The sequence below is a fragment of the Soonwooa sp. genome, assembly GCF_032062245.1.
Classification (GTDB): Bacteria; Bacteroidota; Bacteroidia; order Flavobacteriales; family Weeksellaceae; genus Soonwooa.
The window spans coordinates 39703-53490 of record NZ_DAMBQF010000009.1 but is presented as its reverse complement, the minus strand read 5'-3'; the positions used below and the strand labels follow the sequence as shown (position 1 = coordinate 53490).

At 37.4% G+C, this 13788-nt stretch carries 11 protein-coding genes; 5 read left to right on the top strand and 6 right to left on the bottom strand.

Translation table 11 applies throughout. The annotated features are described in order from the left end of the window. Positions 1-6: 6 nt before the first annotated feature. Both RT037_RS06890 and RT037_RS06885 read right to left on the bottom strand, forming a co-directional pair. Positions 7-1326, bottom strand: a complete 1320-nt coding sequence (locus RT037_RS06890; RefSeq protein ID WP_313029280.1) for an OmpA family protein — start codon at positions 1324-1326, stop codon at positions 7-9. Between the two features lie 9 nt (positions 1327-1335). Further along, on the bottom strand, positions 1336-2844 hold the full coding sequence (locus tag RT037_RS06885) for a T9SS type A sorting domain-containing protein (protein ID WP_313029278.1): 1509 nt from the start codon (positions 2842-2844) through the stop codon (positions 1336-1338). A gap of 149 nt (positions 2845-2993) precedes the next feature. Here RT037_RS06885 and RT037_RS06880 point away from each other — a divergent pair, with 149 nt between their 5' ends. Next, positions 2994-3536, top strand: coding sequence for a sigma-70 family RNA polymerase sigma factor (locus RT037_RS06880; RefSeq protein ID WP_313029274.1), 543 nt, complete (start codon positions 2994-2996; stop codon positions 3534-3536). After that, positions 3533-4234 (top strand): hypothetical protein, encoded by a 702-nt coding sequence (locus RT037_RS06875; protein ID WP_313029271.1) that lies wholly within the window; start codon positions 3533-3535, stop codon positions 4232-4234. The genes RT037_RS06880 and RT037_RS06875 overlap by 4 nt, the downstream gene beginning before the upstream one ends. Here RT037_RS06875 and RT037_RS06870 read toward each other — a convergent pair. After that, complete coding sequence (locus RT037_RS06870) at positions 4231-6699, bottom strand: CHAT domain-containing tetratricopeptide repeat protein (RefSeq protein WP_313029268.1); 2469 nt, start codon at positions 6697-6699, stop codon at positions 4231-4233. The two genes, RT037_RS06875 and RT037_RS06870, sit on opposite strands and share 4 nt — an antisense overlap. A gap of 381 nt (positions 6700-7080) precedes the next feature. On the opposite strand from RT037_RS06870, the gene nhaA reads away from it, so the two are divergent. The 3 genes from nhaA to RT037_RS06855 are packed head-to-tail and all read left to right on the top strand — an operon-like array spanning position 7081 to position 10644. Beyond that, complete coding sequence (gene nhaA, locus RT037_RS06865) at positions 7081-8421, top strand: Na+/H+ antiporter NhaA (RefSeq protein ID WP_313029265.1); 1341 nt, start codon at positions 7081-7083, stop codon at positions 8419-8421. 10 nt (positions 8422-8431) lie between these two features. Continuing rightward, on the top strand, positions 8432-9319 hold the full coding sequence (locus RT037_RS06860) for an ion transporter (protein ID WP_313029263.1): 888 nt from the start codon (positions 8432-8434) through the stop codon (positions 9317-9319). Positions 9320-9336: 17 nt separating this feature from the next. Further along, the gene (locus RT037_RS06855; RefSeq protein ID WP_313029262.1) at positions 9337-10644 is read left to right on the top strand and encodes a DUF389 domain-containing protein; all 1308 of its coding nucleotides are present in this window, start codon (positions 9337-9339) and stop codon (positions 10642-10644) included. A 60-nt stretch (positions 10645-10704) separates the two neighbouring features. On the opposite strand, the gene RT037_RS06850 is transcribed toward RT037_RS06855, so the two are convergent. The 3 genes from RT037_RS06850 to RT037_RS06840 all read right to left on the bottom strand — a co-directional run bounded on the left by RT037_RS06850 (position 10705) and on the right by RT037_RS06840 (position 13718). Beyond that, positions 10705-11091, bottom strand: coding sequence for a hypothetical protein (locus tag RT037_RS06850; RefSeq protein WP_313029261.1), 387 nt, complete (start codon positions 11089-11091; stop codon positions 10705-10707). Positions 11092-11321: 230 nt separating this feature from the next. Continuing rightward, the gene (locus RT037_RS06845) at positions 11322-12485 is read right to left on the bottom strand and encodes a hypothetical protein (protein ID WP_313029258.1); all 1164 of its coding nucleotides are present in this window, start codon (positions 12483-12485) and stop codon (positions 11322-11324) included. A 270-nt stretch (positions 12486-12755) separates the two neighbouring features. Then, positions 12756-13718 carry a toprim domain-containing protein gene (locus RT037_RS06840; protein ID WP_313029256.1) on the bottom strand — a complete coding sequence of 321 codons (963 nt, stop codon included), beginning with the start codon at positions 13716-13718 and terminating at the stop codon, positions 12756-12758. Between the last annotated feature and the right edge of the window lie 70 nt (positions 13719-13788).

Here is a 13788-nt window from a genome sequence, read left to right as displayed (position 1 = left end):
CCAGTTTTATTGTTTGATAAATTCCACTCTGCGGTTCTGCGCCTTTCCCGAAGCAGTGTTGTTCGAGGTTACAGGCTGGCTTTCTCCTTTACCATCGGAAATTAACCGGGAAGCCTCTATTCCAAATTCTCTTACCAAAGTATTTTTTACCGAAGCAGCACGGCTTTGTGATAGCTTCAAGTTGGCATCGTCAGGACCGTCGCTGTCTGTGTGTCCAACAATTAAAATGTTTCCTGATGTGGCTTTAATGGCTTGTGCGGTATTGTTAAGTGTTGCCCAGCTTTCGGGTTTGATGCGTGAAGAATTGACATCAAAGTAAATGGAATTGGTAACGAATTTTCCGGCAGTTTTTATTTCCTGTGTGGCATTCGGTATGTTTCCGGCAAGGCGGATATTGCTCATATACATTCCATCGCCCCACATATTGGTGGAAAAAATAAGATTGTACTGTGCTTTTTTGGAAAGCCCGTTGGGAATGTTGAGCATTTCTTTTCCGTTGAGATAAAGTGTAACCTGTTTTCCGTTGCGGTCTATGGATACACGGTTTATTGCACCGGTATTCCAATCAGATTTGAATGTATTCTCAAACAGCAATTCTTTTTTGGATATATTGGAATTGTACTCGGATTGGGCGGAAATATATACAAATTTTGTACTTCCGTGCGGATGCACATCCAGCTCTATGGAAGGTTCCGATGCAAAGTACATATTGTATTCCTTACGGTCATCCAATGCCACGAAATTAGCCCGTAAGCCACCTTCCATTTCAGACATCGTCTGCGGATCTGCGTAGAGGTCAAACTCAAGTGTAAACTGATCGGGCAGATTTTTAAAGCTATTCGGGAATACAAATCCTTTGCGGGGCATTTTCAGCCAGTTTCCACCTGATGCGGAAATAGTTCTGACATTGGGTCTTTCAAAATCTGCGGACGGATCATATTCGTACATATGCCAGTTGGTATTACCCGTGCCTAATCTTGCCGTTGCAAAATCTTCAAAGAACAGCACATTTTTTCCGGGAATAAAGGTAGAACCCTTGTATTGGCTATAATCTGTATTTCCGTTTTGGGTGGTATTTTGATTAGCACCGGAACTGTTAGTATTGCCGGATTGGGAATTGCTATTATTAGATTTATCTTTTTTCTTGAAGATGTTTTCGATGCCTTCTTCCACTTTGTCGAGACCTTTGTCTACAATATCGCCACTCTTATTTTCTGCCTTCCGCTCTGCAGTATTTTTCGCTGCATTTTTTATCCGGTCAAAGATCTGAGCATTGCCTGTAAATATGCCAAACAATAAAAATGAGGTAAGTAATGATTTTTTCATAACAAAATTTTATTTTTTAATGAATTTTTTGATTTCCTTTTTTTGTTCGTTGATGATTTTGAGGTAATAAATTCCCGATGCAAGATTCTTCACATCTACTGATTTACAGCTGTTTTGCGTTTTCAATAATCTTCCGTTTTGATCGGTTATTTCTATTTTGTCTGCTTTTTCGGAGAGATTCAGGATGTCGGAAACGGGATTTGGATGAATTTTGATATCAGATTTTTTTTCAGAACTTACTGAAAGAACAGATGGGTTTATCCGGAAAGTCCTATCTCCATAAATAGTTCCGTCTATAGTTCCCGTAAAGAAAACATTGCCGTTCAGCTCAAAAAATTCGGCGGAAGATGATGAGCCTATTCCCGGATTGATATCGGCGATCATCGTGATCTGCAATGTTTCCAGATCTATGAAATAAGGCTCTTCTCCATATTGAAGCGTATAGGCGGTAAAAAATAATTTTCCGTCTTTTACCAAAGGTCTGTAGCCTGCCCAGAAATAATCGAGGTTGGTCAGCTTTATCGTTCCGGCTTCTGTGCCGTCAGTTTTATAAAGCTGGTTGGATGTCCCGTCGTGCTGCTGAAAATAGAGCAAGCTATTGTATTCAAAAAGAATTTCCGGCTGACTTCCGCTGTTGTTGTTTCCCGGACAGATCTCTTTTACCATCATTGTTCCGGCTCCGGTCCCGTCGGTTTTCCAAAGTTCCAGACCGTGCATATTGTCTTTTGCTACAAAAAAGATCTGACCTCCCATTTTGGTAAAATTAGATGCCGCCGAATTATCAAAATAATAATTGGAAACATAGATGTCTTTCAGAAGCTGAGTTCCGGAAGCGGTTCCGTCTGTTGTCCAAGGTTCCCATCCGTAAGTTTCGGTAATGGGCGAAAAATAAATTTTCCCATCTATATTTTTGGCGCTGTTCAGCTGTGTATAGCTGCTCAAAGCAGTTGTTGTGGTAAGGTCTATCATACTTTGGTTCACGATGCCGTTGCTCCGCCAGATCGCCCAACCGCCGGATGCTGTTCTTCCATTGAAAAGAAAGTCTGTACCATTCAGCCGGATATAACCTGTAGTATCGGTAAAAGTTGACTTTGGAGTTACCATAACTTCGCTGTTAGGATTTCCGTTCATCCGCCAGAGAAATCTGCTGCTGCCGGATTCCCTTTCCATAAAATAAATCCAGCCATTTTGCTCAAACATTGGAAAAGGTCTGACAATATCAGGATTCCACATCACGAGGTAAGTTCCGACATTAGTTCCGTCTGTCCGCCAAATCTGGTTATTATCGGTCTGGAAATAAGCAACATTCCCGACTTTCAGGAAAGAATACGGAATGCTGCCGATGGTTCCCGGTATAATGTCTTTCAGGAGATGAGTTCCAGCTTCGGTTCCGTCGGAGATCCAAAGCTCTTTTCCGTGAGTCGGATCAATTCCCATAAACAAAGCTTTACCGTTGAGAACAACTTCCGGGCGAAAAGCAAAATCAGCAATTTTTGTAATCTGAGAGGTTCCGGACAAAGAAAGCAGGACAAAAAGCAGAGAGAATTTTTTCATAAAAACATTTTATTTTGAGATTACATATTTAGAGTTAGTGCAGAAGCTTCCGGAAAGTAAACATCTGCGGAATTTTTTTTAGTTTTGTTTACTTCTAAGATATTTTTACACTAATGGACAATGAGCAGAACTTGATTGAACGATTGAAGGCAAGAGATAACGCTGCTCTGGAATTTTTTTATAAAGAGAACTGGTCTGCTTTTCTGCGGTTTTCCCGGCAGTATGATCTGGAAGAGGCGGAAGCAAAAGATATTTATCAGGATGCGGTAATTGCGGTGTATGAAAATGCACAAAAAGGAAAGCTCGATACCCTGGAAGCAAAGCTTTCCACATATCTTTTTTCTGTGGGAAAGTTTATGATCTTCCGGAGGCTGAAAAAGAAAAATAAATGGTATGCGGAAGAATCTGTTGATGAGCTTGCAGATCTTGCAGATTGGGATTTTGACGATGATAATGATGATGCGGAGATAATGAACCTGCGGCAAGCTTTTCTGAAACTGGGAAACCAGTGCAAAGAGGTTTTGAAATTGTTCTATTATGAAGAGAAAAATCTGGACGAAATTTTACAGCTCCTTGATTACAGCAGCAAAGATGTGCTGAAAAGCCAGAAATCCCGCTGTTTGAAAAAATTAAAAGAAATACTAAAAACAAAATGATGGAAAAAGAAAACCTGATAAATGCCTATTTCGAAGGTCGTCTTACTGATGAGCAAAATCTGGAATTTCAGGAGCTTCTGAGATCCGATGCTGTTTTTCTGCAAGAATTTACATTTCAGAAAAAACTGAAAAAAGCAATCGCCACAGAAGAAAGAGCGGCTCTCAAAAAACAGCTTGAATCTTTCGATAAAAAACCTTCTGCAAGAACATTCCCGATGAAATGGATTGCTGTCGCAGCTTCATTCGTTCTTTTGGTTGCGTTGGGAAGCTTGCTTTTTTATAATCACAAACCGGATTACGAAAATCTGTACACGGAAAATTTCCGGGAATTTCCGAATCTCTCACATCCTGTGGTAAGAAGCGGAACTGCGGAAAACGAAACCGACAAAGCTTTTTCTGCGTATGATAAAAAAGATTATCAAAACGCAGTGGTATGGTTCTCAAAGATCGGGAACGATGAAGCCCTTTTTTACAAAGGAATCTCAGAAATGAGCATAAGAGATCATCAAAACGCAGCCGGCGATTTTGCCAAGATCAATAAAGAAAATTTCCCGTTCAGAGAGCATCTTATCTGGTATGAAGCATTAAATTACCTGAAAACAGGGAATGCCGAAAAAGCAAAAGATAATCTTAAATCATTGGAAAACAACAGGATTTATAAAGAAAAAGCGGAGGAACTGTTGTCGGAACTCGATTAAGTTTTTCTAATCTTACAATTAACTACTAAACCCAATAAAACTATAAAAACAATTCCAAAAAGCATCCAAAAAATCCATTGATCAACATTCCCCGATATCGGATCAGTATTTCCGTTCACGATAAATCCTGCCCAAAAATAGGGATGATTTTTCAGCGGATTGTTTTTTACAAATTCCCGTTTTGCATTCGCAAGCGCTTCATCTTTTCGTTGTCCTTTTTTTAGAAATTTGTAGAAATAGCTCATTAATTCAGCCGTTTCTCGGTCGGGAATTTCCCATAAGCTGAAGACGTTGCTTTTGCTTCCCGCCAACGTGAAAGCGTGAGAGATACTCATAATTCCTTCGCCATTCTTCAGGTAGCCGTTCCCGGTATTGCAAGCGCCCAAAACGACCATTTCCGCAGGAATATTTTGGTTATAAAGCTCCTCAAAATAAAGCGGAATATTATTCTGAAACAAAAGACAGGATTTCCGGAAATTGTTCTCATCCAAAATAGAGTGCATCGAAAGATGAAGAATATCCGAAGTTTTGGCTTGTTTGTAAAAATTGGTTTTGGTGGCATCTTTGCCGGAAAATAATTTCCCGGAATAGCGCGTAAGGATGTCCTGTGCTTCTTTTTCCGCAAACTTCAAAGGCGGTGTCCCAAAACCGTTAAACTCTGATCCTGCCTGATAAAAAGGGGCGAATACAGAAATTTTGCTTTGAGTTTTCCGCTTTCCGGAATGATTCATCTGCCAGAGAGCAAGAGAATAATGATAAGAAAGATCGAAATGATCAGACAGGTATTTTCCGTTTTTTTGTAAAGATTCAAAAGGAAGATAATTCAGAAAATCATCAGAGATCAGGATGATTTTTTTTGCGGATATTTTTGGAAGCAGGACTTTTGTCAGGGCTTCGGAATTGTCCGGAAGAACTAAAGGTGTTTTAATTTTTCCTATAAAATCAGTGGTTAATTTTTTTATTCCATTGGCTTTTCCCAATTTCAGCAATTCTATTTTCCCTTTCATTATCGATACTTGAAAAATATCTTCTGTCCCGACATAAAATTTCAGAATTTGCTGGTCTTGTTCCAAGTGGTCCAGTATATTCTGAATGCTGTGTTTGTCCTCTGTCAAAATCCGGAAACTGGCGGAAACATCATCCGAAACATTTCTTTTATGAAGAAATTCTTTGTAAAGGTGCTTGGAAGAATTACGTTCTATGAGCCCGATAATTTCTGCTGTTATGCTCTGATTATTGCGGTGTTTTTCAAAAGCAATGTTCAGCAGTCCTTCCGTAATTTTGGTATGAAGGCTATGCAGCAGTGGATTAAACTCGCCTTTCAAATAAAATTCCCGGAACATCTCCGAAGAGATCAGGAATAATTTTTCCGCTTTTTCCAGATCAGGTTTTTGACGTCCCTTTTTGTACTTATCCAGAAAAATATGCCCCGAACTGACAAAGATATTAATGAAATAATTGGAGTTCAGGTCTTTGAGATCATTAAAACTCAAATCCTTTATTTTGGTTTGCTTTCCTGTCTTTTTCAGGATAATATCTGCAATGCTTTTTTCTGTAAGATCTGCTGCTTTTTCATACGCTCCCAAACCGGCAAAACCCATTGCTTTCATTATATTCAACGAATAAATGCTGGAATTGAAATCTTTTTTCTGCCTTACCAGTTCCAGAGATGAATTAATCCAGAACAGCGCTTTTTCGTAATTTTTCAGCTTCAGGTAAGAAGCGCCGATCTTGGAATAGGCGATCATCCGGTAATGCGGATAATCGGTTTTCAGAGCGTAATCTGCGGATTTTTCCGAAGCGCTGATGCATTTCAGAAAATCCTGTTCGTTGTAATAAAATCCTGCGATCTCCGAGTAGCAGGAATTGATGTAGTTCCGGTCCTCTTCGGTTCCGGAGGCGGTTTCTTTCAGGAAAATATTCAGGATAGCAATAGCTTCATCCGGATTTTTATTCATCAAGGCAACGATCATCTGCATTTTCCTGAACACTCTTCTGGCGTGCGGAAAATTTTTGTCTGTAGCAGGGATCTTATTAAATATTTCCCGGAATTTTTTTTCTGTCCGGTCCAGACCATTCAGATCATTGTAATTATTCTGATAATAAAACAGATCATTATAGGTAGAGATGATCCTGGCTTTCTCAAAAAGATGAGGCGATCCCTCCATTACCTCCAAGGCTTTCTGTGTATAAAAAATTTCGTGTTTCTGATTGTAATTCCCGCTGGCAGAATAAGCGAGCTCAAAATAAATCTTACCAAGCAGCTTTCTGTTTTTAATCAGTTCGTCTTTATGTTCTTTCACAAGAGATTGCAATATTTTTTCTGCTTCCTTATAATTCTCACATTGATTGAGAGAATACGCTTTGGTAAAATAAAAATCCGCTTTCAGCGATGAATCAATGTCCGAATTTTTATAAGAATCGAGAATAGATAACACTTTTTTGCAATCTCCGTTTTCCGTCATTTTTTCTAATTCCGAAAAGGGAATAACACTGCTCTGCTGGGAAAAACCAGCAAAAAAATTAAAGACCAGCAAATAAAATACACCGAACCTGAAAAGCATCTTGTAATGAATGCTTAAATATACCGAAAGAAAAAGAATTAAAGCACCCGGCTTTGATGAAAATCTTGGTATTTTTTATCTGATACGGAATAGGCAGAAAAAATGGAAACTTTCTGAATCTAATCGTCTTTACGCTCCGGTAATATCAAGACAACATTGTACTTATAACGAGCATCTGTAGAAATAGTCGTTCAATATTTTCTATTTTTGTATTTCGATAATAGATTAAGACTTAATTTCAAAGTCTTTTTTAGTCATTAAAAATCAGAATAAGGTTATAAGATGAATGAAATAAAAAAAGTTCCTATCGATAAGGTTGTTAAACCTATTCAGAAATTTATCCAGCAGGAAAAATCAGGCGGATTGATATTAGGTATCAGCGTAATTATTGCATTGATATTGGCAAACTCACCTTTACATCTTCAATACCACCATTTTTTTGAACAGAAATTGGGCTTTCAGTTTAATGGCAGCACTTATCTGGAATATAGCTTCCATCATTGGATAAACGATGGACTGATGGCTATTTTCTTTTTCGTGGTGGGATTGGAATTGAAAAGAGAAATCGTAGCCGGAGAACTTTCCAACCCGAGAAACGCAATGCTCCCTATTGCCGCAGCAATTGGCGGGATGCTCGTTCCTGCGCTTATTTATTTTTCACTTAATCCGACCGGCGAAGTACAAAGCGGCTGGGGAATTCCTATGGCAACGGATATTGCGTTTGCTTTGGGCGTTCTCTATCTTCTGGGCAGTCGTATTCCGTTGGCATTAAAAGTCTTTTTAACAGCTTTGGCGATTGTTGACGATTTGGGTGCTGTATTGGTTATTGCCTTTTTCTACACTTCTGATATTTCGATGATTAATCTGGCTATGGGGTTATTCTTTCTTTTGGCGATGTATATTGGCAATAAAATGGGGGTAAGAAGTATTTTATTTTACGCATTATTAGGTATTGGCGGAGTTTGGTCGTCGTTCTTACTATCGGGGGTTCACGCTACAATTGCAGCAGTTCTTGCAGCATTTACCATCCCTGCCGATGTTAAATTAAAAGAGGATATTTTCATTACAAGGATAAAAAAACATTTGGGACAATTTGCCAATGCAGATCCCGATAACTCGGCTCCGACATTGACCAATGATCAGCTGCACATCCTCGAAAATGTCAATACGGATACCAATAACGCCATTCCTCCATTGCAAAAACTGGAACACGCAATGCACCCCTTTGTGACCTTTGTTATCATTCCCATTTTTGCCTTAGCCAATGCAGGCGTTTCTGTATTGAATATTAATGTTGATGAGCTGCTCAGCACTAATGTTGCTGTTGGTGTCGCCTTGGGCTTATTGGTAGGGAAAGTTGTGGGTGTAGTAGGTTTTACGTGGTTGTGTACAAAACTGAAAATAGCCCCTTTCCCGGATGGTATGAATATTAAAAATCTTTTAGGATTAGGGCTTCTGGCTTCTATCGGGTTTACAATGTCCTTATTTGTAACCGAGCTGGCATTCTCGCACGAAGTATATAAGGTACAGGCAAAAGTCGGCATTTTTGCGGCATCTATTATTGGCGGTGTATTGGGTTATCTGGTATTAAGCAACCAAAGTAAGAAACACAATAACAGCTAAAAACCTACCTATGCCCAATTATTTTGAAAATCCTAAGAGCAAACTTGACCTGTTTCGTCAAAAAATGTACATCATCATTTATGGTGTGAATACTCCTGCTGGAAAAGCTTTTGATATCGGGCTGCTCATTGCTATTTTGTTGAGTGTTTTTACGATAATGGCGGAAACAGTGGAGGGTATTGACCATACTTATCATAAAGAACTTATTGTTTTAGAATGGATTTTTACCATTATTTTCACGCTGGAATATGCCCTCCGGATTTTTGTCAGCAAAAAGCCTTTCCGGTATATTTTCAGCTTTTATGGTATTATTGATTTTCTTTCCATTTTGCCAATGTTCCTTTCCATTTTCATTACAGGAAGCCATATACTGAGCAGTCTGAGGATTTTAAGGTTATTGCGATTATTCAGAATATTCCGTCTTATTGAATTTGTAGAAGAGTCATCAAGACTGAAAGTAGCTCTGATGGCAAGCCGGGCAAAAATCTTGGTATTTCTCTATACGGTTTTGATTATTGCCGTTTTGATTGGCACATTGATGTATTACATTGAGGGACCGGAAAACGGTTTTACAAGTATTCCGAGAAGTGTATTTTATACCATTGTTACTCTTACTACGGTGGGCTATGGCGATATGGTTCCCACAACAGCTTTGGGGCAGTTTTTGTCAATGATACTGATGGTTACAGGTTACGGTATTATTGCTGTTCCGACTGGAATAGTAGGTGTGGAAGTTGCGAAAGAAGTTGGAAAGCGTATCAGTCAGCAACAGCAGGATAAGGATAAGGATAAAGAACATAACAGGCTTAACGGAATTGTTTGCTCCCTTTGCAATCAGGAAGGTCATCGGGATGATGCCCAATATTGCTATAACTGCGGACACCATTTGAATACCTGAACAAACCAATATAACTTATGATCAATAGAATAGTTGACTTCATTAATCTTCACAAAGGGGAGGAAGAAAAAAGCAAAGTCCTCGAAAATGTTTTTAATAATATTTCATTTCGTGGTTCCAACCTGTGGATTTTGGCTTGTGCCATTATTATTGCTTCTATCGGGCTGAATGTAAATTCAACAGCCGTTATTATTGGAGCAATGTTAATTTCTCCATTGATGGGACCGATTGTAGGCGCAGGTTTCGCTTTAGGGACTTACGATTTTTCTCTACTTAAAAAATCAATGAAAAATTTACTGATTGCAACAGTTGTAAGTCTTATGGTGTCTGCGATTTATTTTTACCTTAGTCCATTTAAAGATGTACAGTCAGAATTATTGGCAAGAACCGCACCCAATATTTATGATGTGCTTATTGCATTTTTTGGCGGATTGGTCGGCGTAATTGCCATTACACGGGTAGAAAAAGGAAATCCCATTCCTGGAGTAGCCATTGCTACCGCTTTGATGCCACCTTTATGCACGGCAGGTTACGGATTAGCGACTTTTAATTTTTCCTATTTTGCAGGAGCATTTTACCTGTACACTATCAATTGTTTCTTCATTTGTATTGCCACATTTTTTGTAGTTAAATATTTAAAATATCCCGCTACGAACTTCAAGGGCAAGCGTTATGAAAAACAAATCCGATTGGGCATTACTACGTTGGTAATGATAATGATTATTCCCAGCTTTTATTTAGCTTATAATCTCTTTAATGAGAAGAAATTTACCAATACCGTTGAAGATTTCATCAATACAGAGTTCAGCAGCCGTGGATTTACGGTCATCTTTAAAAAACTAAACTACAATTCCAGTCCACGAACGGTAGACATCGCTTTCCTGAATAAAAAACTCAACAAAGATGAAATAGCGATGTATAACCGATTGCTTGACGAGAAAGGCATTCACAATACCGTACTGACGTTTAGGCAGAATGAGGAAGACATCAAATCGGAAATATTAAGCGAAATCAACAAACAGAATACTTCCGTTTCCGAAAAGGATATAACAATTAGTGACCTGCGGCAGGAGCTGGATAAATATAAAGTCAGCGAACCCAATCTTGTAAAAGAAATGAACATTCTCTTTCCAGATTTTAAAAATATCAAGTTGGGGAAAATAGAAAAATATCCGAATACCGACAGCACAAAAGTTCAGTTCCTGGTATTGTATAATGCCGACAAAAAACTCAAAAACGGAGATAAGGAGAAAATAAAACAATGGCTAAAGGAGCGATTAAGCAATCAACAGGTTTTGCTGGTGCAAGATGAGGAAATGGAATAAGCAAAAGCCGAGATATTTCTTTTTTAGTTGTTCTTTAAAAACAGTCACGCAAAATCGCTGTTAGCAGTAGTACTTGATTATTAGCCCGATAATAAATGAAAAAGGTGAGATTAATTGAAAATATAGTGGTTTTAATATGTCAGCTGCTTTGTTTGAAAAATTATGATGAAGATGTCTTGGCACAAAATAAAGAACAAAAGAAGTGAAGAGCATAAACCAACTAAATACTTTAAAAACTTCTGGATATTTTGAATAATCTGAACATAAAATTAATGCAATTGCCGGTATCATTCGGATTGTTATTTCGGAATAGTTTATAAAATTCGTGCTTCCCGCTTTTCTTAAAGTCTCTCTCGCCATTTCAGGCTTAATTAGCATAATACCTCCAACGCATATAAAGAATATTCCGAAAACAATTATTGTACATTTTGCGATTTCAATTACCATAATTTTTCTTCAATATTTGAATTAATTTCTGTTTTTCCGACTCTGCCATAGTATTACCGCAAACTCTCAATACAACAAAATTACAGAAATATTCTAAAAATGTTAGTTTGTATGACTGTCTATTATTAAAGTTTGTTTAAATACTTTTGAGAACGCAGTGTTGTAAAAAGTTGAAAGGAAATCTCCATCCGCTTACATTTTTCTATCAAACAAGGATATACTTTTATTTATTAACGCCTGAGCTTTTTCTTTCTATAGTTTTGAATGTTATTGTCTTCCGGCTGATTATTATTTCTGTCCCCAAATCGTAAAAGTGTAAACAAATCAGCAACTTTCATTGTATTCTTAAAAATCTCCCCAAAAGCGGAAACAGGAATATTGTTATCTTTTGAAACTTTGTCTACGATTCTGCTCAATTCTTCAACCAATTGTTGATGATTCTCTATTTTCAAATAAGGATTTTTAAGTCTTTCAAACCGGATAGCCTTTTCGAGTGTGTTCTGAACGGAATCCAGATATTTTTTCTTTTCAGCAGCAAAAACCATTTCATTGCTTAGGAGCGTGGAGTTTTTGGTTTTGAAAAGAGAAACTTCTTTTTTCAAACTTTCGATTTTTGTAGTAAGCTCTAAAATTTGTTTCAATTTAGAATCAAGTTCGGTTTTGTTTCTGTGAAGTTTCATATTTTGAATTTTAAAGTTTTTCTCATAATTTTTGATGGTTTTATCTGTTTTGATTTTCTGAAATCCAAGAAAATCCGGTTCTTTCACAATCAGTTCTTCAAATTTTTTAGAACCGATTTCGGATTTCATTTCATTGTATCGTTCTTCCAAAACTTTCAAATCCTCTTCCTTTTTCTTGATTTTAAATTCAACCGCTTCCAATCGCTGAATTCCTGCATTGGATTTTCCTCTTTCCATTTCCAAGCATTCCGCCGCCATATCCTGCATTTTGGAATAATGAAAAGACTGGTGCTTCAAAGTTTTACCCGTTTCCAAATCCTGCCAGTCCGCAACCAAATGAGCGTGATAATTCGGTTTCCATTCTTTAGTGTCCTTGTCGTAATGTCCTTCGTCTTTGTGAATGACAATCTGAAAAATCCTGATTTTCAGTTCTTCTTCTAATCTTTTTGCCAAATTTTGAAGTTCGAGCATTGTTGTATTTTCTTTGATTACCACAACGGCTTCACGAACCGGCATTGCGTTTTTCTGTAATTTTCTGCCTGATTTTTCTTTGCAGTAGGTTTCGATTTTTTGGATTCGGTCTGCGATTTTCTGCTCCATCCAGTATTCGTTTTTCGGGGTTAAATCTTTACGGATATAGTCAAAGGATTTCTTCCTGAAATTATGGATTTCGGAATCGGATTTGGCTGCTTTGAAATTAATGGAAGTTTTCATATTTGCGTTTTTAAATCAATGTATATGTGTGGAATTATATAATGCTGTAAGTATTGAAACCTGTATCTGTTTTACGCAGGTTCTTGATTTACCTGTATTCATTTTACGCAGGTTCGGAAAAGCTGACCTTGTACTATTTTTACAGATTAAAAAGCCTCGCAGAGCGAAGGAGAAACTTTGTTGGGAGGAACGACCTTCAAAGTTGCGAATGAGCTCCTAACTTTTGCGTATAGTTGGTAAAAAATATGCACACGCACTTTCCGCTCATCATCAGCGTTTTCTTTTGTATGATTGAGTGATTTGCTGATTTTCCTGCTGCTCTCTTTGATGATGTTTTTCGATTTCAATTTTGATTCGTTCGACCAAATACTCGTTCAAATCTTTGTGATTTTTGTAGATTTCCGAATAATCTTTGACGTTGGGAAAGGTTTGTAAAATTTCGTTTTTGCATTTCATTCCGGCTTGGTCATTATCTAAAAACAAATTGATTTTGGAATAACCTTTCAAATGCTCTTTGGTCTTATTTAAAAGTGCAATGGAATTCATTACGAGCAAATCTCCTTTATAGGATTTTTGCATTTCTATAAATGATAAGGCATCAATGAAGCCTTCAAAAACGGCTACATTTTTCCCGATTTTGCTTTGATAATTATCGCTATTTTTAATTTGATTTTGAATGTCATTTTTAAAATGAATGATTGAAATGTCTTTTTTCAAAAGTGAACCTTTGTAAAACGAATTTCGCAGTTCCCAACCTCCGGATAGGTTTTCAAATCCAATAGCATAAAGATTTTTTCCTCCGACAGTAAAATGAATTTCTATGACAAATGGATAAATCTTTGATGAAAGTTCTCTTTGCTGAAGATAGTTTTTGAGGTTTTCGTTTTGAAGCTCTTTGATTTCCGTAATTTGATAGTTCGGCTTTGAACTGTTTTGTTTTTGATTTGTGTTTTGCGGTTGAAAAGAAGAAAAATTTTGTTTTTTTGCCCAATCCAAAACTTCTTTTACCGAAACATTCAGATATTTCTGCATAAAATCGGTATTGTTTCCGCCGATTCCTTCCGAATGAAGATACCAAAGGTTTTGTTTTTTATCGAGCTTAAAAGAGGCTTGTATCTCTGTTCCGAATGGATTGAGATACCACGCTTCTTTTTCATTTTGCTTCGTGGGAAAGTGTCCGAGATTTTGGAGGATTTCCTCTAATTTTATCGTGTTGAATTGTTTGCAATTCATTTTGTCGTTTTTAAATGCTATTATTTTTATTTTCTCTTACCTGATTGCCTTTTCATTGATTAACAGGGTT